Source organism: Clostridium sp. AWRP, from assembly GCF_004006395.2.
GTDB lineage: Bacteria > Bacillota > Clostridia > Clostridiales > Clostridiaceae > Clostridium_B.
This window is the reverse complement of the sequence record NZ_CP029758.2, coordinates 1,449,750-1,472,232: the sequence shown is the minus strand read 5'-3', so window position 1 is coordinate 1,472,232 and position 22,483 is coordinate 1,449,750. Positions and strand designations below refer to the sequence as shown.

The following is a 22,483-nucleotide window of genomic DNA, read 5'->3' as shown; positions in this document are numbered from 1 at the left end:
AAAATATATGTTAAATTTTTAAAACAATTTAACCTATACTAGAAATATCGACCATATTATGTATATATTTACCTCATTATGCATAATTCAATGAATTACTATAATATTTTGTATACATATGGCTTAGGTTTTACAGGTTAAAAAATAAGCCTGCTTTACAGCAGACTCACATAAATAAATATAAACAAATTACTTGTTATCCAATAAATATAATATAAAAAATCAAACATTATTTAATATGTTGTATTATTTTGAAACAAATACAATATATTTCAGTATTACCTTTATTTTATAAATTCTGTTACTTTATCTATAAAGAGTATTCCATCTAAATGCTCTATTTCATGACATAAACACTTAGCTAAATCTCCTTCTCCTGTTATTGTAAATTCCTCACCTTTTTCATTTAATGCTTTTACTTTTACCTTCGCAGGCCTAATTAATTTTCCCCACTTATTAGGAATACTTAAACATCCTTCTATAACTTCCTGGCTTCCTTCTTCTTCAATTATTTCTGGATTTACTAGGTATATTATACCTTCACCCATGTCTATAACAACTGCTCTTCTTAAGACACCAACTTGTGGTGCTGCTATTGCTGCGCCATTTTCTGTGTTATGCAGCGTATCCGCCATATCCTTAAGTAAAGTTAAAATTCTATCGTCAACTTTTTCTACAGCCCGACACTTCTTCCTTAATATTTCATCACCTAAAGTACGTATATTTCTTAATGCCATTTCAAAAACCTCCGTCACAAAATATTCTTTCACTATATATTATGCAGTTTTTTTTGTCAATAAACAATACTTCACCACTTCCAATTAAATGTGGTAACTTTTTACATATGCTATAAGAATTTTAAAATTGATACGTTTTAGGATAACTAGATAATAGAATAATGGGCATAGATTTGTTTTTCAAACAACTCTATACCCATTTCTGGCATTGCTAATAAAATCCTATTAACAATTTTCTTCTATTATTTTAAATAAATTATTTGTGTCAATCTCTTCGCTACTATTATCAAATTCCTTTATCTTAACATTTTTCCATTGACACTGTTTGGATTTTAAACTATCTATAAAAATATCCCAGTTTTTAAGCTTCCATTCATCCCTTTTAAAATTACGTTCTTTAATTCTCTTAAGTAATACTTCAGATGATACTACTACTTTTAAAACCAAGGGAACATAGTTTTCAAGGCTATATTTTTCTTTTAACTTATTTATATAGTTTTGGTCTGTAAAATATCCTACAAATGGAGCATCCAATACTACTGATATACCACTTTTTATATTGTCTGCCGCTATTTGAAGCAAAGTCTCGTATTCTATCGGCATAATCCGCTTTTGATAAAATTCACAACCATCACGAGCATTAGGAGAAATTCCTTGAGTTTCTAGCAATTTACCCGTAAATTTATTACACACTACATCTTTATCTAAATATGCAAATTGAAAATGTGATGCAATAAGTTTTCCAACTGTTGATTTTCCAGAACCAGCAGGTCCAACTAAAAATACAGCTCTCGGAGTCATTAATTTGCGCCTCCCTTATTTACCGGCTTTAAAAATATTCCGTATGAAATAGCTCCAAGGATAAGGAGTCCTGCCCCTATTAAGAATACCCCACCTATAGTTCCTGTTTTGTCCAGTATAATTCCTGTTGCTATTGGTGCTATCGCAGCTCCTAAAAATCCACCAAAATTTTGGATTGCTCCTAGTGATGCAACTTGATTACTTGGTGCAACATCAGCTGCAAGAGTCCATATCACTCCTGAAGGCAATTGTGATGCAAAGTATCCAACACAAAGAAGTACAATAATTACACTAGTACTCTTTATAAATGGAAGTGGAGCTGTAGATACTGCTGCAATAAGTGCTCCTCCAACTATAGGAAATTTACGTGAAGTTATAGCCTGAACACCCTTTTTAATTAAGTAATCTGATATAGTTCCACCTAAAAGTACTCCTACAATACCACATATATATGGAAGAGAAGCTATAAAACCACTTTGAGTTAAACTAAAGCCACGCTCTTTTTGTAAATAAGACGGAAGCCATGTTAAATATACCCATATAGTAAACATTATTCCAAAATTTCCTATTATCATAAACCATGTGTTTCTATGTTTAAATAATTCTCCCCATGAAGCTTGTTTCCCTGATTTTCTAACTTCTTGAGCAGCTTCTAGAGAACCTTTTATTGCAATTGTTTCTTCAGATGTAGGATCTCTATATAGCTTTTGCCATACTAACAAAACCAAAATACCAAGTACACCTATTATAATAAACATACTTCTCCATCCAAAAGCAACTAGCAAAAGTGTTAAAATCGGTGGAGCAATTGCATTAGAAATTTGTGAGCCTGTATTTATAATTGCAACCGGCAATCCTCTTTCTTCATCTGAAAACCACCTCTGATTTACTTTAAGTCCAGCTGTAAAAAATGGTGACTCAGCTACTCCCAAAATCATACGCATTAAATAAAATAGTGGATATGAACTTATAAAAGAACATATGATAGTTGCTGTAGACCAAAATCCTGATGCAAATGAAAACATCTTCTTAGGTCCAAATTTATCTACTAACCATCCAGATGGCAAATTTGCAATTGCATAGGGCCATAAAAATGCAGATAACAAAAGCCCCATTTGAGTTGATGATAAATGAAATTCCCTTGCAATAGTTGTATTGGCAACACTAAGATTTGCCCTATCTAAATAATTGACAATTGCCCCAATTAGTAGTAAAATAACAAAAGCCCAGCGAATGTTTAATTTACTTTTAGAATTATCCGTAGATTGTGTATTAGACGTGTTTTCTTCTTGTTTCATTATTAATCCTCCAATCATATTTAATTAACCGTTTTCATGATTTGTAATCGTTATTTATGTGTGATTTCAGGTACTGCACTTACTTTTGCAAAGTTACACCGTCAAATGCCTTTGCAAAGGTATCCATGCAATACGAGACAAATTGAAATTTTAATTATTTTAGCGGCTTTCTTTAATTACTTTTAAAAATAGTTCAGCTGCTTTAGTTACTTTTGTGTAATCGCCATCTTTTTGAGCCGCTTTAGTTATACCACTGCCAACTCCAAGGCATGTTGCCCCTGCTTGAAGCCATTCTCCGGCATTTTCTAGGGTTACTCCGCCGCTTGGCATAATAGCTGCTTGAACCAATGGACCTTTAACTGTTTTGACATAAGCTGGGCCAATGAACTCTGTTGGAAATAATTTTACAATATCTGCACCTGCTTCTAGGGTATTTACAATTTCCGTTGGTGTAAATGCACCACTAATAATAACTGTTTGATAGCGTTTTCCCACTTTAATCATTTCTGGATTTAAATTAGGACTTACAAGCATATTTGCACCTGCAAGGATAGCTGCCCGTGCGGTTTCTGGATCAAGAACAGTTCCTACTCCAATAACAAGTCCCTTTTCTTTATATTTTTTAGATAGCTTTTTAACAATTCCAAGTGCATTCGGTACGCTCATAGTAATTTCTAGTGCCAAAATTCCACCCTTTATAGCTGCTTCAGCTACCTTCATAGCTTCATCTTCACTATCTAAACGAATCATCAGAAGAATTCCAGTTTCTTCAATCTTTTTTAGGTTTTCTAGTTTTTCCCACATTCAAAAAACTCCTCCTTTTACTAAATTAAGTACTCAATAACATTTTATCCGATGGCTACCAGCCATAATACCCCCCATCGCACACAGCGAAAGCGACTATCTCCAAATCAAAGATTTGGGATATCTGCTTTTCTCATAAAGTGGGGGATAACGGCTGCTACGCCCCTGGATAACGATTTCTAAGTTTCAGATGGAGAAAGAAACTCCACCTGAAACCAAGAACTCTGTTTATTAAAATAAATTTATACACATGGCATAAGCTTATTTGTCCATGTATAATTTATTGCCCATATAACCAAGTCTTCTAGAAATCTGCATAGCAGTATCTGTTACTGCATTAGAAACAAATATCTTTTTTTCATCATTCATTGAATTGTATAAGCTTGCAACACTTATAGAAGCAACTGGTTTGCCAAACTGATCATAAATTGCAGCACCCATACAATACATCTCTATGTTGTCTTCACGGTCATCTATTGAATATCCACGTTTTTTTATTTCATGCATATCTCTTAGTATCTCATCTATTGACGTATGTGAAAATTTAGTTTTGCCTAACAAAGGTTTTTTCTGAAGTATTTCTACAATTTTATCATCAGTATATGCAGCAAGTAATGCTTTTCCAACCCCTGTTGTATATATAAGACGCCTTGATCCCAGTTTTGCTGTAGGTTTCATAATAGAGTGATTCTCAGCTTTATCAAGATACACAATATCTCCATTGTCTTCTATTCCTAGAAATACTGTACTACCTGTCTTTTTATTAAGTTCCTGGATATATGCTCTTGCTACATCAGTAACACCTAAATTTGAAAGATACGCACTTCCTATTTCAAATGCTAGTAAGCTTAATCTATAGGTTTTAAGCCTCTTGTCATCCATTTCAAGAATACCTTTACTTACTAGAGTTTGAATCAATTCAAAGGTACTACTTTTAGGCCAATCCTTACTACTACAGATTTCATTTAACGCTAAAGACCTCTCACTATGAGCCAATAGTACCAATATATCTACTACTCGTGCTGCTGATTTATTTTCTTTATAATTAGACATACTATCACCTTAGTTAATTATTGTTCGCATGTGTGAACTGCGTTCACACATGCTACAATTGTACTATAAACACTTTTTCCTTACTTGTCAACATTTTTTTGAAAGTCCCTTTTTTATAAATTATAGGTTTAAATTAACTGAATCCACAAACAATAGCTTTTAGATAAACTACTTGTTTAAAGAAAAGCTCTATAACTTATAAATATAAAAATTCCAGATAATTCAATCAAATTACCTGGAATTTTTATCCGATTGCTACCATTGCTAACACCCCCATCTTCTCCAAAGTTGGGTATAAGCACTGATACGCACCTGGATAAGTTCTTCTAAGGTTCAGATGGAGAAAATGTATTCCTTATAAGCAAACTCCACCTGAACCTAAGAATCACTTGATATTATTTACTTAAATTAATTGTAAACTTCAAGTCCTCCCTGAACTCCACATTGCTAAAATCATCGGTAACTATAGTATATTTCTTGTTTGGATCGAGTTTTTTAAACTGCCTTACAAATTCATTTGGATTACTGTTGTCCTTTTTTATATCATAACTTTTGTAATCAACTTCTTTTCCACTAGAATCTTTTATCCAAAGATCTTGTGCCTGAAAATACGGTGCTTTACCTTCTGCCCTGTATTTAACTGTGGTACTATCCTTATTTGTTTCTATATTTTCTATTACAATTTTTCCCATTTTCCCTTGAGAAAGTTCTATAGGATACACTCCATCAATTGTCTTGCTTATTTCTACTTGTTTTTTACTTTTAATGGTGTAATGTACTTTTTTACCATTCTTGTCCATACCCTCACCGCCTCCAGCTGAAGGAGTAATTTTACATGGAACAATAGTTAAATATTTAGGAATCTTATTAAGTTTGTTATACTGCATTTCAATATTGAATATTCCCGTATTAGAATCACCCCTTCCACCGCCTAACCCTTTAGGTATAAGTTCAACTCCCTTGTCATCATAAGCGACCCAATAATCATAATCCATTAAGCTATCATCATGATTTACCTCCATATTCTTTTTAACCTTTTCCTTATCTTTATAATTTCCACTTACAAAGATAGAAGTATCTATAGGAGAAAAAACAATCTTATCTACCTTTGCAATGCTATTTGGAAAATCCAGCTTAATATTTGGCTTAAATACAACACTATTTTTAACTAACTGATCCTTTGATGCACTAAAAGCAAAGTTCCACTTTCCTTTTATATTTGATATCTCATCCACATTTAAAGCTATGTTAATCTTCTTTGAAGCATTCTTTATTAAATCAGTATGAATTTCTTCACTTTTAACATATGTGTGATCATCAATATAATTTCCTGCAGAACTTCCAGTAGAACCAGACATTTTTCCATCAACTTTCAAAAACATGCTCAAACTAAATGTCTCTAAATTTTGAATTTTTTTATTACTTTTTATCGTATAGCCTATCACAAGCTTTGAATCATCTGCTATTACTTCATTTATAGTAAGAGTTATCCCATTGCTCGTAACAGGTTTATTTACAATTTGAGAATACTCGGCATAAGATCCATGAGAACCAAATTCATCATTTAGTTTTTGTGTTATAGAATTTAAAATTGGGATATTTTCTGCAAAGGCTGGAGAAATAGTACCTATACCTATAGTACATATCAAACCTAATGCTGCTGCTATAGAAGAATATTTTAATATTTTAAATTTTCTCTGACCTTTTATTCTTTTCTTTAAATTTTTCTTTATCTTCTGTTTTTCTATATCAGTAACTTCTTCATCCATAGGCTCAAACTCGCTTTCTTCAATCTTTACATCGTTAAACAATTTATATATATCTTTTTCTTCCATATTAAAATCATTCATATTCATAATATTTCTCCCTTCAAGACTATAAGTTTTTCTTTCAAAAATTTACGTCCCCTTGAAAGTCTCTTGTCAATTAAGCTCCTATCAACTCCAAAGCTCTTTGCTATGTTTTCTATTCCTTCATATAGAAAATACCTTCTCACAAATATCTCCTTGTCCTGAGGTTTCATAATATCTAAAGCTTTTAAAAGTTCCTCCTTATTTTCCCTTGATATCAATTCATTTTCTACATTAAATTCATCCTCAAGTCTGTAATCATATATACTTTTATCTGTACCTTTGCTAAAAAGTTTTCTTTTACAATCTATGGATTTATACTTTGCTATAGCAGTAATCCAATATTTAAAGTTTCCCTTTTCGCTGTCAAAGCTTTCAATATTGTTCCACACAGCCCAAAACACATCATTTACACATTCTTCCGAATGCTGTGCTTCAAACTTAGAATTCAACACTGTGCGCACTACTTTAAATACCAAATTACTATATTTATCCACTGCAAATTCAATAGATTTTGGATTTTTCTTTTTTATCTGTTCTATAAAATTATTTTCATCTATCTTCACATTTTTTCCTCCTTAAGAAGCTTCTCACATATTAATACGAAGATACAATATATTTTCTGACATCAATTTTTACTAGATTTAAATAACTTAAGAACTATTATAACTAAAAAAGATGGTTCCTATAAATATAGAAATCATCTTTTAATATAATTTACTTAGCTATAGAGTTTATAAATTTCTCTGGATCAATTATATTTCTACCTTCTGATGTAGTGGTCTTTGTTTCTATAAGTTTATCTAATATTTGATCAAAGGTTAAATTCGGATTTACCTGCCATGCCAAAGCTGCAAGTCCTGTAACATAAGGAATGGCCCAGCTAACTCCTCCTTCGCCCCAATAAACATAGGCGGCATCAGAACGATTATCAGCAGTAGTTCTAAAATCCGATGGAACCATTATGTTAGACTTATCTATCTTCTTTTCATCCCAATAAAATTTACTTAGCTTATAATTTAGAGGATTATTTCTATTCTTTGAAACATCACATCCACCCAATCTAAACTTTTCCTTGTTAAATAAATCTGCATGTACTACTGTAAGTCCTTCAGAATTGGCTTTCTTTAAAGTTTCCTGCCATTTGCTATAGTTTTTATTATCCTTATCTACATCATCTGATACAGATACAATTCTTATTTTTTCATTCTTAGGAAGTGATTTATTGATTTCAATGATTTTATTCACAGCCTTAATATAATCTGCTGATTTAATCCATAAATCAGGTGTTGCAAAATAATACAATTTTGATTCACTTGCTACTCCACATGTTTTTCCTGTTAGAATAGAAGCACAAGCTAATCCGTGAAAATGAGGCTTTGTTTGAGGTATTCCTATTTTATAGTAATTCATCCTGCCCTTAAATTCATCATGAGTTGACCTTATCGGCTTATCTATAACTGCTACACTAATTCCCTTCCCTGTAATTCCTCTTTCATGAATTTTGCTCAAATTAAGTCCTGGATCTTTACCCATATCAAACCATTTATTTGGATCATATCCTTGTGGAAGTTTGACATTTTCAGGCCACTTTGTAGACTTATCAAAACTTATGTTTGAAATGGCTTCTAAAGATAACTTTGACAAATCCTTTTGTGATAAATCCTGCCCTATAAACCCATATATTCTCTCGAGATCTGAATGATGTTTCTTAAGTTCTTCATTCGTTACCACATTTGAAAGTTTTTTAGCATCTATTGCATAATCTTTAATGTTATCCTGTTTCGTAATATTTCTTAAATAAATACCTCCCAAATAAATACCTACCAAAACTGCAAATATAATTACAATTGTAATCGTAATAGTTAAAATTTTTTTCTTCATTATCATTTAAATCTCCTTTATATATAACTTCAAACTCAGTCACATATTAAAAATATTGCGAAGCAAAGCTTCGCAAGTTAAGAATTAATAATTAAAAATTAATAGTAAAAGATGATTTTTAGCTATCGCAAAAAATCTTTAAATCTATATAAATCAGCAATGTTTTGCTTTAGCAAAACGAGTAGTAAAAAGCTTAATCAAAGATTTTTTGTAGTGTAACGGAAAAAAATCCACATTAACTATTAATTCTTCATTCTTAACTATTAATTAAAAAAATTGCTTCGCAAATTTTGCATATTACATTTAAACCTTTTTCAAAACATAGTAAACTGGTTTTCTGCATCCAAATGCATAGTCGCCATTTTTCCACCTAAAAAACATATAAATTTCTCCATCTATATTTTTTATTACATATTCACTAGAAAGTTTATCACTTTTATCAATTACAATTCCTTTTGTCCACGTTAACCAGCTTTTATCTGTAGTACCTCCATTAAAAAATTTAATTTCTTTTATATACATGTTGCCTTCCCACTGTCTTTTATTTTTTTTGAAATCAGATATATTATCAACAATATCTACAGATTTCCAGTTTCCCAAAGCATCATGATCACATTTGTAAAGATAACTTGTATTATCCTCTATTCTATTTACTCCAAGTTCATCTACTACATATTTGGATGTTATTTGTTTATTTAACGCATCTTGTGAAAACACATTGTTTATTTTTGCTTCAGTAAGCATAATTAATATACAAAAGCAGAATACAATTATGGAGCTTACAATAGCCTTAGGTGAAATTCTTTCAAATTTCTTTATCATGCTAATTCTTTTGGCCATATATTTAGCATCTACAGATATGCCAACTGCCATACTTACTCTAGATTTTTTAACAAACTTTGAGTATTTTATGAGGTCTATCATAGTATATCCATATTCCTTGGTCTTCTCAGATTCTATATAATTAAGAGCTATAGAATCACAAGACAATTCCATATCCTTTTTCATTTCATTTGTAAAATACCATATAATAGGATTAAACCAATAAATTACTCTAGTTATCCTGATAACATAATTTACAAAAATATCTCTTTTCTTATAGTGCGAAAGTTCATGTAAAAATATATTTTTAATATCATTGTCATTCATATATTTAATCACAGTTAAGGGCATCAATATCTTAGGTGCGATCATACCAAAAATTGCTGGGCTTTTTATATCTATGCCTTGTACAACATTTATATTCTTCTTTATATTCATATTGTTTTTGCACTTTTGCAAAATATCAATAATTCTTTTATCCCTTATTGATTCATACTTGCTTACTTTTCTCAAACATGTCATATATGATATAAGCATATAAATCATGCCTAAAATAAAACCTACATACCATATTTCAAATGTAACTTGCATACATGATTCGGGTATGTTAAATGTATCCCTAATAATACTTGGATTTAAGTAAGCATAATCAGCATCACCTTTAGCACTACCTACACTTTTTTCATTTACACTCTCAGTAAGATACTGATCATAATCAAATTTATCTATTGCCGATGTAACAGGTGGTCTATTAAAGTAAAACGGCATTATGTTGAATATGCTAAGTGAACTCTTAGGTAAAGCCGGTACAATAAGTCTTACCAAAATCAGAATTCCTATAATATATTGAACTTCTATTCTCAATCTTTGTTTTAAAATTTTTTTAGCAGCTAGAAAAAATATTATTAAAAAACTAGCTAGAAGTGATAAATATAACACCCATTTATATAAAATAATAAATTTAAACATAAGCTCCTAATCCCTATCATTTAATATTTTTTTTAAATCGTCTAAATCCTCTTCTGTCAATTTATTGTCTTCTATAAAATTCAATAACATATTTTTAGCAGCTCCATTGTATACTCTTTTAATAAAAGAACTGCTCTCCTGTCTTGCACATTCTTTTTCATCAAATAGAGGATAATAATAATAAGTTCTGCCTTCTTCATTAAATCCAATTACCTTTTTCTTTAAAAGTCTGCTTATAAGTGATTTAACTGTCTTAGGTTTCCAACTTGTACTATCTTCCAACTGCTTTATTATTTCATTTGCCGAACATGGATTTTTGTTCCATATAACTTTCATTACTTCCCACTCTGATTCAGATATTTTTGGTATATTTGCCATGATAACTCCTCCTAAAGGCATAATTACGATTGTAATCTACAATATATATATTATTCACTTTCTCAATAATTATCAATAGTATTTTATATATTATGAATTTTAAAATTGTATCATTTTGCTATATTTTCTAAATTGTTTTTATTTAAAAAATTTATTAAATTATGTTGATTTTTGTTAATATGTACTTTATTATTTTATTATATTACATATTAATTAAAGTTAGCACTAAATTTTTAAGTGATTAGTATAAAATAACAAAGGGGGATTAAAATGACTTTTAAGGATTTCAAACTAAACAGAATTAGAACTAAATTAATTACTAGCTTAATAGTAATTTGTGTAATTCCACTAGCCATAGGAGGTCTTTGTTCCTATATGCAATCAAAATCAATTCTCACCAATAAGTTAATACTTACAAGTACTCAAACTCTCTCAGAAATAGACAGCGGATTAACTAATTACTTTAATGGATTTTCAGATATAATTAATCTTACTGCAAATAATCCCGGTATTATAAACATTGATACAGACAATAATACTGCAATGATATCAGATATGCTAAAAGGTATAAAAGAAAGTGACAAGGATATATTTGATGTATATTACGGAACTGCCTCCAAAAAGTTTACTATGTATCCTATTTCAACAATGCCTGAAGGATATGATCCAACCACAAGACCTTGGTATAAACAAGCTTTAGCAAACAAAGGTAAAGTCGTAATAACTCCTCCTTACAAAGACATTGTAACTGGTAAAACTCTTGTTGGAGTTGTACAAACAGTAGAAAAAAACGGGCAAGTAGTTGGTGTTATTGGATTGGATTGTTCTCTAACTACACTTACAGAAAGAATGTCTACAAAAAAAGTAGGTACTACAGGATATGTATTTCTTTCTGATTCATCAGGTAATACCTTAGCACATCCCCAAAAAGAACTTATCAATACAAATATAATCTCTAAGCTGTCTTTTTGGGATAAGGCAAAATCAGGAAACAGTGGATTTGTTAATTATACCTATAATGGTACTAATAAATTTGGTGTATACCAGACAAATAAATTAACAGGTTGGAAGCTAGTTGCTACTTTAGATAAAAGCGAACTCACTAGGGATACAAATTCTATATTAGCCACAACTTTCTTAATAATAATAATAATGGGACTAATTGCAACATTTCTTTCATTGTTTTTAAGCAAAGGATTATCTAATAATATTAAAAACCTAAAAGAGGTATTTGCCAAGGCCTCAAATGGAGATTTAACAGTATCCATAACTGCTTCCACAAAAGATGAATTTGAAGATTTGGCTGCATCATTTAATTTGATGATGAAAAATATATCCAAGCTAATGAATAATGTTTTAAAATCATCTGAAACAGTGCTACAAACGTCAACAAGTCTTGCAAGTATGTCTGAAGAAGTAACAGCTTCCGTAGGCGAAGTAGCAAAAGCTGTTGAAGAAGTTTCCTTAGGTGCAACTGAACAAGCTAAAGGTGCCCAAAATGGTGCTTCTGAAATGGAAGATCTATCAAATAGATTGGAGGAAGTTAGTATTAATTCTAATGAAATGGATAAAATTTCAAATGCCACTAAAAGATTAGGTACAAAAGGACTCTCTGTAGTAGATACTTTAACTGAAAAATCGAATAAAGCTAAAACAGTTACTACCTCTGTCAATGATATAGTTCGTGACATGAACGAAAGTGCTAAACAGATAAATAGTATATCTGAAACAATATCTGAAATAACAGAACAAACTAATCTTTTAGCATTAAATGCAAGTATAGAATCTGCACGGGCAGGCGAAGCTGGCAAAGGATTTGCCGTAGTAGCAGAAGAAATAAGAATACTGGCTGAAGAATCTCAAAATTCAACCAATGAGATAAAGAAAATTATAGAAAGTATACAAAATAAATCAGAGACAGCAGTAAATGCTATTAAATCCGCTGAAAATGCCGTAGATGAGCAATATTTAGCCGTAGATCAAACTCATAAAATATTTAAAGTAATTCTAAAATCAATTGAATCAATGATTGCTAAAGTTGATGAGGTAAAAACATCTATTTCCGATATAAATGAGAAAAAGCAAGCTACAATATCTGAAATTGATAATATTTCATCTATATCACAGGAAACAGCTGCAGCTTCACAAGAAACTACAGCTTCCACAGAAGAAATATCAGCCACTATGGAAGAACTTACAAAGCATTCAAGTAATCTTCAAATATTAGCAGAACAATTAGCAGCTGAAATAAATAAATTTAAAATTAGCTAAGAGACAAAATTAAGCTACTATATTTTATATAGCAGCTTAATCTTAAATTAATTACTCAACTCTCACAAATTAAGAATTAATAATGAAGAATTAATAGTGAAGGATGATTTTTAGCTATCGCAAAAAATCTTTAAATTTTATATAAATCAACTCGGCTATGTTTTGCTTTAGCAAAACGAGCTTTCAAAAATTAACTAAAGATTTTTTGTAGTGTAACGGAAAAAAATCCACATTAACTATTAATTCTTCACTCTTAACTCTTAACTATTAACTAAAAAAATTGTTTCATAAGAATCACTTGATAAATATCCTATTTACTAATTCTATAAGTTCATCCTTTACCCAATCCTTTTTAAAAAAGTAAGTAGCTCCAAGATCTTCACATATTCCATTTTCATCTGAAAAATCTTTTTCCCCTCCATCGGAAAGAATAATTATTTTTAAATCTTTATACTCCCTTTTTAATTCTATAAGAACTTCTATTCCACTTTTTTTAGGCATATATATATCCGTGATTACTAGATCAATATTACCACTTTCTTTAAATACTTTAATTCCTTCTTCACCATCTCCTGCTTCATATACTTTATAATTTGCTTCCTCTAGAATTTTCCTTATAAATTGTCTCACACTTAAAGAATCATCAATTATTAATATATTTTTTTTACCCATAATTCTTTAAAACTCCCCTCATAAAGTTTATCTAATTTAATACTTTTTATATGATATCTACCATACGTAATACTCCCATTAATTTTGTAAATCAACCATAAAGTTACCTAAGCATACAAATAATCACAAATTCATATTCTAATTATACAAAATATTAGAATAATTTTCTATAGTTTATGCCATTTTATTACAAACAATATTCTAAATCATTTACATATATAAGACTAAGTAGTATTATATACCTATAAATCAATAAATTGTTGTGGGGGAACCAGTTTGGTTGAGAAGGTAAAACCTGACCCTTTGAACTTGATGTAGTTAACACTACCGTAGGGATGCAAATTAATAAAGATATATTTCAAGGAGTGTTTACAATATAAACACTCTTTTTTATTTTTAGAAATAAAAGAAAAGATTGGGAGTCCATGATACTATGAACAAAAAATTATATATAGTAACAAACAGAAAGCTTGTAAAAAATAAGAACATGATTGATATCTTAAAGGGTTCCATATTAGGTGGCGCAGACGCCATAATTTTACGTGAAAAAGATCTTACTTACAGTCAATTGGTTCCAATTGCTGAGAAAATAAAGAGAATTACAGATTCTAACAATATACCCTTAATAATAAACAACAATATAGAAACAGCTTTAAAAATAGACTCCAAAGGATTTCACACAAGTTATAAAGATTATATGAATAGCAATTTAAAATTGAAATGCACTGTAGGTGTATCTGTGCACAATACTTTGGAAGCTATAAACGCACAAAAAAAAGGCGCAGATTATCTCCTTGCGGGACATATTTTTGAAACAAACTGTAAAAAAGGACTAAAAGGCAGGGGTATTTCATTTTTAAAAGAAATCATAAATAACGTTTCAATTCCAGTTATTGCAATAGGTGGAATAACTGAGACTAATATAGATATAGTACTAAGAACCAAAGTTCATGGTGCAGCTGTAATGTCTCTTGTAATGGCTTCAGATGACCCTTTTACTACAACTTATAATCTAAAAAAACATTTTAAAAGATGAAGGTATGATAAAATTTAGAGATAAAATCATGAATTACATTCTTCAATAAAGTTCAGAATTCTGTAAATGTGCAACCTTGTAATATGATAATTTAAGTATTACAATGTATACATATGTATATTTTTTTATCATAATAAAAACATAGATAAGAGGAGATTTTCATTATGGAAAGCACAAAGAACTTTAATGTGAGAAACGAGAGAAACCTCACAATGCTAGTAGATTTCTATGAATTTACTATGGGTAACGGGTATTTGAAAACCAATATGGGTAATAGAATAGCCTATTTTGATATGTTTTTCAGAAAGATTCCAGATGAAGGTGGTTATTGCATAATGGCAGGTGTTCAACAAGTTATAGAATACCTGTCAAATTTAAGTTTTACAGATGAAGATATAGAGTATCTAAGGGGTAAGAAACAATTTTCAGAAGACTTTTTAAATTACCTAAAAGATTTTAGATTTTGCTGTGATGTATGGGCAGTACCCGAGGGAACCCCTATATTTCCAAATGAACCGCTAATAACTGTAAGAGGCCCCGCTATTCAAGCTCAGTTTGTTGAAACCATGATACTTCTAACTATAAATCACCAGACTCTAATTGCAACAAAAGCAAGTAGGATTTGTAGATCAGCAGGCACTAGACCTGTAATGGAATTTGGTTCTAGGCGTGCTCAAGCTCCTGATGCAGCTATATATGGTGCCAGGGCTGCAGTTATAGGTGGATGTAATTCCACTGCTTGTACTATATCTGAACAAATGTTTGGTATGCCTGCAGTTGGTACAATGGCTCACAGTTGGATACAACTTTTTCCATCAGAATATGAATCTTTTAAGGCCTGGGCTGAAGTATACCCTGATAATTGTGTACTACTTATTGATACATACAATGTACTGAAATCCGGCCTACCCAATGCTATAAAGGTTTTCAAAGAAATCTTAATTCCAAATGGCCATAAACCTAAGGGAGTAAGAATTGATAGCGGAGATATAACTTACTTAACAAAAGAATGTAGAAAAATACTTGATAGCGCTGATCTTGAAGATGTTAACATAGTTATTTCAAACTCATTAGATGAATTTATCATAACTGACGTACTTAGAGAAGGTGCCTGCATTGATTCTTTTGGTGTAGGAGAAAGGCTTATAACTGCAAGATCAGAACCAGTATTTGGTGGAGTATATAAGCTATCTGCCATAGAGGATAAGGAAGGTAAAATAATACCTAAAATTAAAATAAGTGAAAATGAAGAGAAAATAACTAACCCTGGATTTAAAAAAGTATATAGAATTTATAGTAAAAAAGAAAATAAAGCAATTGCAGATTTAATAACCTTAGAAGATGAAGAAATCAATAAGGATGAGCCCATAGAAATATTTGATCCAGTTTTTACGTGGAAAAGGAAAAAAATAAGAGATTATTATATAAAAGATTTAAGAGTAAAAATATTTGATAAGGGAAAACTTGTATACACCTGCCCTGATGTGCTAGACATAAGAGATAGAGCAAAAGAAGAATTGTCCAGATTGTGGCCTGAAGTGCTGAGATTTGAAAATCCTCATCATTACTATGTAGATTTATCTGAAAAACTCTGGGATTTAAAACGTGATCTTCTCAGTAAGTATTCTTCAACTTATGTAGAATAATATTAATGCTATTTGTAGATGGACAGGTAATAAATTTATTACCTGTCCATCTATCCTATGGCTGCAACCTCTTAACAATTCCTTCTAAGTGTTAAATATATTAAGAATACTGTCAATAAGTTATATCTCATTTCCAATTATATCTGTAAATTTCTTTATTATTAGTGCTGTAAATCCCCATATAGTATAATCTTCATATGAATAAAAATATACTGGCATTTTTCCGTTCCTAAATTTGTAATTTTTTCCACCTATTAAGAGATTATAGGGAAAATCATCTTCTGGGTGTGGAACTATCTCAATTTCATGTACTACAGGTTCTTTATCCATAAAAAAATTTAAAGGAACCGTAAATACATGATCTACTTCCTCCTTACTTGGACTTATATCTTCCCTATTTAGCTTACATACAAAGGGATACATTATAAAATTATAGGGAGTGACAATGTAATCCATCTCTCCTATAAATTCTATATCCTCCCTATTTAAATTCAGCTCTTCCATAGTCTCTCTAATAGCTGTATCTTTTGGACTTTCCCCTTTCTCCATTTTTCCTCCAGGAAAACATACATCCCCAGGTTGATGTTTTAAATTTAAAGACCTTACTTCAAATAGCAAATTTAATTCCCCGTCCCTGCTGTATAAGGGAATCATAACTGAATTTTTATTATAATGTCCAATCATATTTGCTTTTCTAGATTTAAATATATTATTTATTTTATCTATCATTGTTTACCTCCTAAAATCAAATAATTCTCAATTGTAAAATGAATTTTATAATGTTATACTTTAAAATGTCATGATTAATTATATAATGTTTTTAATAAAACATATACATAAATATTAAATAAGTGGAGTGATGTACTTTGAAATTTAAAAATACTAGTTTATTACTTACATTTATTTTCATATTTTGTTTATCTTTTAATGTACTTGCTGATAATTCAACTGCTCTACCTGAAATATACGGTAAAGCAGCCATAACAGTGGACATGCAGACAAATGAAATAATATATGAAAAAAATGCAGATATTAGAATGTACCCTGCTAGTACTACAAAACTTTTAACAGCTATTCTTCTTGAAAAAAATAAAAAACCAGGGGATATGTTAACATACACAGCTGATGCTAAAGCTCAACCACCGTCCTCTTTAAATAGAGATCTACACGCTATAGAGGTAGGTGATACCATGTCTGCTGAAGATGTAATGGATGGACTTTTAATGTATTCTGCCAATGACTTAGCATACGTCGTCGCAGAAAATGTATCTAAGGACGCACCTACGTTTTCTGACAAGATGAATGAAGAATTAAAAAAACTAAATTTAAAAAACACTCACTTTATAACACCAAATGGTCTCCATAATCCAAATCACTATACTACACCCTACGATATGAGTGTTATAGCGAGACAAGCCTTTAAAATTCCACGTATACAAAAGGCCATGGAAAGACCTGCAAATACTATAAAAACTAAAAAAGGACTTGCTTTTCCCATTAAAAACACAAATAAGCTTTTAGGAAAAGATGGCTGCATTGCAGGTAAAACTGGATATACCGATGCAGCTGGAAGATGCCTAGTTGCAATTTACAACAGAAATGGAAGAGAAATAATAGGAGTCGTAATGGGCTCAGTTTATGATCCTGCAGACAGTTATGTATTTAATGATATGGAAAAAATAATAAATTGGAGTTACTCAAAAGAGCCTGTTGTTTTACATAAAAAGGATTCTATAATAGGGAGAAAAGAAATTAACTACAATCCTATTTCTTTTATAGGTATTAAAAAGAGCCTAGAAGTACCTATTAAAATTAAAGATGATGTAACATATTATGATAATGATTTGAATAAAAAGGACTTGAAAGAAACGATAAACATCAAAAATACTTCTGTACAAGCTTTAAAAGGTGAAGTTCCCCTGGGAACACTTACTGTAAGCCAGCGTGAGCTCTCCAAGAATTATAATATTTATTCGGATCTGCCAAAACAGACCTTAGATAAAAATGTTATTTCCTTTTATGCTGCAATTTTTATATTGGCATTGATATTTATTTTTATCATGGCACGTATAAAGAGAAGACGTAATAAAAGGCGTCGTTATTTATAATAGTTTAGGCATTTTCAAAGAAATATCTAGTCAGTATGCTAGCCTATTTTTTATCATACTGCGTCGGTAGAACCCTTAGATAGGATTCACTATCTGCGGAACCTGCCTCCTTGTCTGATAAAAAATATTCGTCGCACCTTTGACCTGTTATTTTCTTTCAAATGCCTTATACAAAAAACTAACCAAGTTAACTTAAAATAAAAAATTGTTCCCATGAAATTTCATAGGAACAATTTTTTTATTGTATTTCATCTTGATGAAAATTTGATTGATATTTTAAACTCCTTCTGCAACCATATCCATAGGTTTTTCGCTAGCCTTCTCCATCTTACCTGCAATATAGTTTGCCAAGTCTACAGTTCTACAGGAATAAGCCCATTCATTATCATACCAGGATACTACTTTAATCATATTATCCTTTAATACCATAGTTGAAAGACCATCTACTATAGAAGACCTGTCGTCTCCCTTATAATCTATAGATACCAGTGGTTCTTCAGAATATCCCAGTATTCCTTTCATAGATCCCTCAGAAGCTCTTTTAAAAGCTTCATTTACCTCTTCTACCGTAACAGATTTTGAAAGTTCACAGACCAAGTCTGTAATAGAAACTGTAGGTGTAGGTATTCTAAGTGCAAAACCACTTAATTTTCCTTTCAAATTAGGCAATACTTTTGCCACTGCCTTAGCTGCTCCAGTAGTAGTTGGAATTATAGATTCTCCTGCAGCTCTAGCTCTTCTCAAATCCTTGTGAGTTTTATCAAGCAATTGTTGGTCATTTGTATAAGAGTGAACTGTAGTCATAAGACCTCTTATAATTCCAAACTTGTTATCTAATACTTTAGCAAAAGGTGCCAAACAATTAGTTGTACAAGATGCATTTGAAATAATATTGTGAGACTCAACATCAAATTTTTCTTCATTTACTCCCATAACTATAGTTATGTCTTCATCCTTTGCAGGAGCTGTAATAATAACTTTTTTTGCTCCAGCTTTTATATGCTTGTATGCACTTTCTCTATCTTTAAACTTCCCTGTGGATTCTATAACTATATCTACGTCCAATTTACCCCAAGGTAAATTTTCAGGATCATTTTCCCTAAACACTTTTATTTTAGAACCATTTACAATAATTGAATCTTCTGCTGCCTTTACATTTCCATTAAATCTTCCGTAGCAGGAGTCGTATTTTAGAAGATGTGCCAGAGTTTCATTATCTGCTCTTGCATTAATTGCTACAATTTCAATATTGTCCTTCAATCTTTCTTGGGCAATTCTCAAAACCAACCTTCCTATTCTTCCAAAACCATTAATTCCAACTTTTATGGACATTATCTTTTCCCCCTATAAAAAATTTATGTACTTTTACTTTATTATTACATAACATTTATCCTTATATTTAAAAATATATGCTGTATAAATAATATATGTGCTATATTATTTATATCAATAGACAACATATATGTCAAATTTATTTTCCTGCCCATTTATTATGATATACTTATTTTCCTTTCATATATTAATATTATCTACATTTAATATCCATTTTCTCTATTTTACAAATAAGTTCATAATAAACCTGCTTGACACAAAATCTCTATTATTATATTATTTAAGGGTAGTAGAAAACTTACAACCTTTCGTCTAAAATAGATGAAAGGTTTTTACTTTAAAATAATGGGAGTGAAAAAAATGGCTAAAGTTAGAACGAGATTTGCGCCAAGTCCAACAGGATATATGCACGTTGGAAACTTAAGAACTGCGCTGTATACATATTTAATTGCAAAACATGCAGATGGGGATTTCATACTCCGAATTGAAGATACAGATCAGGAAAGATTTGTAGAAGGAGCCCTAAATGTAATTTACGATACTCTAAAAGCTACAGGTCTTAAACATGATGAGGGACCTGATATAGGAGGCCCTGTTGGTCCTTACGTACAGAGTCAGAGAACTGATATTTACCTAAAATACGCAAAAGAACTTATAGAAAAAGGGGAAGCATACTATTGTTTCTGCACAAAAGAAAGACTAGACTCGCTCAGAAATAATTCAGATACTTATAAATATGATAAGCACTGCTTACACCTCTCAAAGGAAGAAATAGAAAAAAATTTAGCATCGGGAATCCCATATGTTATAAGACAAAACAACCCTGAAGTAGGTGTCACTTCATTTAACGATGAAATTTATGGTAACATATCTGTAGACAATTCTGAATTAGATGACATGATACTTATAAAATCAGATGGATATCCTACTTATAACTTTGCAAACGTAATAGACGATCATCTTATGGGAATAACTCATGTAGTAAGAGGAAGCGAGTATCTATCTTCTGCTCCTAAATACAATAGATTGTATGAAGCTTTCGGATGGGAAATTCCAATATACGTTCACTGTCCCCCAATAATGAAAGATGAACACAATAAACTCAGCAAAAGAAACGGTGATGCATCTTTTGAGGACTTAATAGAAAAAGGTTATTTAAAAGAAGCTGTGCTTAATTATATAGCACTTTTAGGATGGAACCCAAGAAGTGAACAGGAAATCTTTAATTTGGAGGAACTTGTAAAAGAATTTGACTATAGAAATATCAATAAATCACCTGCCATATTTGATAATGTAAAACTGAAGTGGATGAATGGGGAATATATAAAGAAGCTGTCTTTAGAAGAATTCAACTCTCTTGCCCTTCCTTATTATAAAAAAGTAATTTCAAAGGACTTAGATTTTTTAAAGATAAGTAGTTTACTTCAAACAAGAGTTGAAATATTAAGCGAAATACCTGCCTTTCTGGATTTCTTTGAGGAACTTCCAGAGTACACTGAAGACCTATATGTGCACAAAAGAATGAAATCAAATTTAGAAAGCTCACTTACAGTGCTTGAAAAAATTCTTCCAAAGTTTAAACGACTATCACCCTGGACTTTTGAAAATATAGAAAAATGCTGCATGGACTTAATATCAGAAATGGGCGTTAAAAATGGAGTAGTACTGTGGCCTGTACGAATTGGCCTTTCCGGTAAAAAATCCACCCCTGGTGGAGCTTTTGAAATAGCTGATATTATAGGCAAAGAAGAGTCTATAAAGAGAACAGAAATTGGTATTGAAAAGTTAAAAAATGCTCAATAATAAAAACGTACCTATACTTTAGGTACGTTTTTATTATTAGTTTTTTACTCTGGTGTCCCCTGTGTTTTCTTTAATTCTTTCACAAATAGTATATTATAAAATGTCACCATTGTATTGTTATCTACTATAACAAATCCTTTACCTACATTTGTAACAGTTCTATTTTTTAAATGCTTAAAACTTTCTTCACCCTTTGTACAAAGCTCTATAACTTTTCCCTTTAAAGAACTAAAATACTCTCTCATAGTTTTTTCAAGGGGACAGCTAATTTTATAGTTGTCTTCCTCTGATAGCTTTTCCATAGAGGACAGTTTAGTAGAATATAATCCTACTATATTTTTTATAGGTACCACAATATCAGAATCTCCACCATTAAATCTAACAAGTTCCCCATCTGAATGCACTACATTTACCTGTTTAAAAATATCACTTGTATCATTTTTAACATACAAGTCTAATTTTTCATTGCCAAATTTATTCAGCAAACCCATTACTCCTGAATTACAGTTTAAAAGGCACTTATTTTTAAACGTTATAGTACCATCTTTTTTTATTTCTCCATTTAACTTTTTCAAATTTTTTTCTTTCCTATGGGAACTATGTTTTTTTGATGATTCCTTTTTATTGTCCTCCTTCTTTTCCTCTGATTTATCTTTTTCCTTTTTTACATCTTTGTCTTTCATATCAGTTTTATCAACAATCTTTTTAGTCTTATCTTCTGATCCACTTTTTAATAGATCCATATTTTTTTCTATAATATTTTTCTGTATAAAATCAAATATTTCTTTATTGTCAGCATATTCCTGCTCATAGTACTCTTTTTCATTATCAGAATCAGCATACATCTTATTATATTTTTGTATTCTTTTCATATATTTTGGCAACATATATAAAGCTAATTGCATTAAATCATCTGCATTATTTCTTTTGGACAATTAAAACACCTCCATAACTAATGCTGTAGGGTAATCCTATAGTATTAGAATATGAAGGCTCTAATTTAAGTTGCAGATTTAATT

General features: G+C 30.7%; 19 protein-coding genes and 1 riboswitch. Of the genes, 5 read left to right on the top strand and 14 right to left on the bottom strand.

Annotated elements, in window-relative coordinates:
- Window positions 1-284 precede the first annotated feature (284 nt).
- The 10 genes from def to DMR38_RS06815 form a co-directional block, all read right to left on the bottom strand.
- Window positions 285-737 (bottom strand): peptide deformylase, encoded by a 453-nt coding sequence (def, locus tag DMR38_RS06860; RefSeq protein ID WP_127720588.1) that lies wholly within the window; start codon window positions 735-737, stop codon window positions 285-287.
- Window positions 738-962: 225 nt separating this feature from the next.
- A complete protein-coding gene (locus tag DMR38_RS06855) occupies window positions 963-1,538 on the bottom strand; it encodes an AAA family ATPase (protein ID WP_127720587.1) in 576 nt (191 codons plus the stop codon).
- Window positions 1,538-2,836: an MFS transporter gene (locus DMR38_RS06850; RefSeq protein WP_127720586.1), complete on the bottom strand. Its 1,299-nt coding sequence runs from the start codon at window positions 2,834-2,836 to the stop codon at window positions 1,538-1,540. The genes DMR38_RS06855 and DMR38_RS06850 overlap by 1 nt, the downstream gene beginning before the upstream one ends.
- Window positions 2,837-2,995: 159 nt before the next feature.
- Complete coding sequence (locus tag DMR38_RS06845) at window positions 2,996-3,640, bottom strand: bifunctional 2-keto-4-hydroxyglutarate aldolase/2-keto-3-deoxy-6-phosphogluconate aldolase (protein WP_127720585.1); 645 nt, start codon at window positions 3,638-3,640, stop codon at window positions 2,996-2,998.
- A 261-nt stretch (window positions 3,641-3,901) separates the two neighbouring features.
- On the bottom strand, window positions 3,902-4,693 hold the full coding sequence (locus DMR38_RS06840; protein ID WP_127720584.1) for an IclR family transcriptional regulator: 792 nt from the start codon (window positions 4,691-4,693) through the stop codon (window positions 3,902-3,904).
- Between the two features lie 395 nt (window positions 4,694-5,088).
- Window positions 5,089-6,549 (bottom strand): DUF4179 domain-containing protein, encoded by a 1,461-nt coding sequence (locus tag DMR38_RS06835; RefSeq protein ID WP_127720583.1) that lies wholly within the window; start codon window positions 6,547-6,549, stop codon window positions 5,089-5,091.
- Window positions 6,546-7,109, bottom strand: coding sequence for a sigma-70 family RNA polymerase sigma factor (locus tag DMR38_RS06830; RefSeq protein ID WP_127720582.1), 564 nt, complete (start codon window positions 7,107-7,109; stop codon window positions 6,546-6,548). Before DMR38_RS06830 ends, DMR38_RS06835 begins: the two co-directional genes overlap by 4 nt.
- A gap of 151 nt (window positions 7,110-7,260) precedes the next feature.
- Window positions 7,261-8,427 (bottom strand): S8 family serine peptidase, encoded by a 1,167-nt coding sequence (locus DMR38_RS06825; RefSeq protein WP_127720581.1) that lies wholly within the window; start codon window positions 8,425-8,427, stop codon window positions 7,261-7,263.
- A 303-nt stretch (window positions 8,428-8,730) separates the two neighbouring features.
- Window positions 8,731-10,218 (bottom strand): M56 family metallopeptidase, encoded by a 1,488-nt coding sequence (locus DMR38_RS06820; protein ID WP_127720580.1) that lies wholly within the window; start codon window positions 10,216-10,218, stop codon window positions 8,731-8,733.
- 6 nt (window positions 10,219-10,224) lie between these two features.
- Window positions 10,225-10,596, bottom strand: a complete 372-nt coding sequence (locus DMR38_RS06815) for a BlaI/MecI/CopY family transcriptional regulator (protein ID WP_127720579.1) — start codon at window positions 10,594-10,596, stop codon at window positions 10,225-10,227.
- Between the two features lie 270 nt (window positions 10,597-10,866).
- On the opposite strand from DMR38_RS06815, the gene DMR38_RS06810 reads away from it, so the two are divergent.
- Window positions 10,867-12,867: a methyl-accepting chemotaxis protein gene (locus tag DMR38_RS06810; protein WP_127720578.1), complete on the top strand. Its 2,001-nt coding sequence runs from the start codon at window positions 10,867-10,869 to the stop codon at window positions 12,865-12,867.
- A 294-nt stretch (window positions 12,868-13,161) separates the two neighbouring features.
- Here the strand turns inward: DMR38_RS06810 and DMR38_RS06805 are convergent, their stop codons facing one another.
- Window positions 13,162-13,539 (bottom strand): response regulator, encoded by a 378-nt coding sequence (locus DMR38_RS06805; RefSeq protein ID WP_127720577.1) that lies wholly within the window; start codon window positions 13,537-13,539, stop codon window positions 13,162-13,164.
- A gap of 254 nt (window positions 13,540-13,793) precedes the next feature.
- Window positions 13,794-13,893: riboswitch (TPP riboswitch) on the top strand.
- Window positions 13,894-13,972: 79 nt separating this feature from the next.
- On the opposite strand from DMR38_RS06805, the gene DMR38_RS06800 reads away from it, so the two are divergent.
- Window positions 13,973-14,575, top strand: a complete 603-nt coding sequence (locus DMR38_RS06800) for a thiamine phosphate synthase (RefSeq protein ID WP_127720576.1) — start codon at window positions 13,973-13,975, stop codon at window positions 14,573-14,575.
- A gap of 164 nt (window positions 14,576-14,739) precedes the next feature.
- Window positions 14,740-16,221, top strand: a complete 1,482-nt coding sequence (locus DMR38_RS06795; RefSeq protein ID WP_127720575.1) for a nicotinate phosphoribosyltransferase — start codon at window positions 14,740-14,742, stop codon at window positions 16,219-16,221.
- Window positions 16,222-16,341: 120 nt separating this feature from the next.
- On the opposite strand, the gene DMR38_RS06790 is transcribed toward DMR38_RS06795, so the two are convergent.
- Window positions 16,342-16,950: a CoA pyrophosphatase gene (locus tag DMR38_RS06790; protein WP_127720574.1), complete on the bottom strand. Its 609-nt coding sequence runs from the start codon at window positions 16,948-16,950 to the stop codon at window positions 16,342-16,344.
- A gap of 137 nt (window positions 16,951-17,087) precedes the next feature.
- On the opposite strand from DMR38_RS06790, the gene DMR38_RS06785 reads away from it, so the two are divergent.
- Window positions 17,088-18,329, top strand: coding sequence for a D-alanyl-D-alanine carboxypeptidase family protein (locus DMR38_RS06785; protein ID WP_127720573.1), 1,242 nt, complete (start codon window positions 17,088-17,090; stop codon window positions 18,327-18,329).
- Between the two features lie 276 nt (window positions 18,330-18,605).
- Here the strand turns inward: DMR38_RS06785 and DMR38_RS06780 are convergent, their stop codons facing one another.
- Window positions 18,606-19,661 (bottom strand): glyceraldehyde-3-phosphate dehydrogenase, encoded by a 1,056-nt coding sequence (locus tag DMR38_RS06780; RefSeq protein WP_127720572.1) that lies wholly within the window; start codon window positions 19,659-19,661, stop codon window positions 18,606-18,608.
- A gap of 360 nt (window positions 19,662-20,021) precedes the next feature.
- On the opposite strand from DMR38_RS06780, the gene gltX reads away from it, so the two are divergent.
- On the top strand, window positions 20,022-21,464 hold the full coding sequence (gene gltX / locus DMR38_RS06775) for a glutamate--tRNA ligase (protein WP_127720571.1): 1,443 nt from the start codon (window positions 20,022-20,024) through the stop codon (window positions 21,462-21,464).
- A 44-nt stretch (window positions 21,465-21,508) separates the two neighbouring features.
- Here the strand turns inward: gltX and DMR38_RS06770 are convergent, their stop codons facing one another.
- Complete coding sequence (locus DMR38_RS06770; RefSeq protein WP_127720570.1) at window positions 21,509-22,399, bottom strand: hypothetical protein; 891 nt, start codon at window positions 22,397-22,399, stop codon at window positions 21,509-21,511.
- Between the last annotated feature and the right edge of the window lie 84 nt (window positions 22,400-22,483).

Bases quoted from the DNA above. Each gene is read 5' to 3' on its own strand.
- def (WP_127720588.1), bottom strand. From the start codon at position 737: ATGGCATTAAGAAATATACGTACTTTAGGTGATGAAATATTAAGGAAG.
- DMR38_RS06855 (WP_127720587.1), bottom strand. From the start codon at position 1,538: ATGACTCCGAGAGCTGTATTTTTAGTTGGACCTGCTGGTTCTGGAAAA.
- DMR38_RS06850 (WP_127720586.1), bottom strand. From the start codon at position 2,836: ATGAAACAAGAAGAAAACACGTCTAATACACAATCTACGGATAATTCT.
- DMR38_RS06845 (WP_127720585.1), bottom strand. From the start codon at position 3,640: ATGTGGGAAAAACTAGAAAACCTAAAAAAGATTGAAGAAACTGGAATT.
- DMR38_RS06840 (WP_127720584.1), bottom strand. From the start codon at position 4,693: ATGTCTAATTATAAAGAAAATAAATCAGCAGCACGAGTAGTAGATATA.
- DMR38_RS06835 (WP_127720583.1), bottom strand. From the start codon at position 6,549: ATGAATATGAATGATTTTAATATGGAAGAAAAAGATATATATAAATTG.
- DMR38_RS06825 (WP_127720581.1), bottom strand. From the start codon at position 8,427: ATGAAGAAAAAAATTTTAACTATTACGATTACAATTGTAATTATATTT.
- DMR38_RS06820 (WP_127720580.1), bottom strand. From the start codon at position 10,218: ATGTTTAAATTTATTATTTTATATAAATGGGTGTTATATTTATCACTT.
- DMR38_RS06815 (WP_127720579.1), bottom strand. From the start codon at position 10,596: ATGGCAAATATACCAAAAATATCTGAATCAGAGTGGGAAGTAATGAAA.
- DMR38_RS06810 (WP_127720578.1), top strand. From the start codon at position 10,867: ATGACTTTTAAGGATTTCAAACTAAACAGAATTAGAACTAAATTAATT.
- DMR38_RS06805 (WP_127720577.1), bottom strand. From the start codon at position 13,539: ATGGGTAAAAAAAATATATTAATAATTGATGATTCTTTAAGTGTGAGA.
- DMR38_RS06800 (WP_127720576.1), top strand. From the start codon at position 13,973: ATGAACAAAAAATTATATATAGTAACAAACAGAAAGCTTGTAAAAAAT.
- DMR38_RS06795 (WP_127720575.1), top strand. From the start codon at position 14,740: ATGGAAAGCACAAAGAACTTTAATGTGAGAAACGAGAGAAACCTCACA.
- DMR38_RS06790 (WP_127720574.1), bottom strand. From the start codon at position 16,950: ATGATAGATAAAATAAATAATATATTTAAATCTAGAAAAGCAAATATG.
- DMR38_RS06780 (WP_127720572.1), bottom strand. From the start codon at position 19,661: ATGTCCATAAAAGTTGGAATTAATGGTTTTGGAAGAATAGGAAGGTTG.
- gltX (WP_127720571.1), top strand. From the start codon at position 20,022: ATGGCTAAAGTTAGAACGAGATTTGCGCCAAGTCCAACAGGATATATG.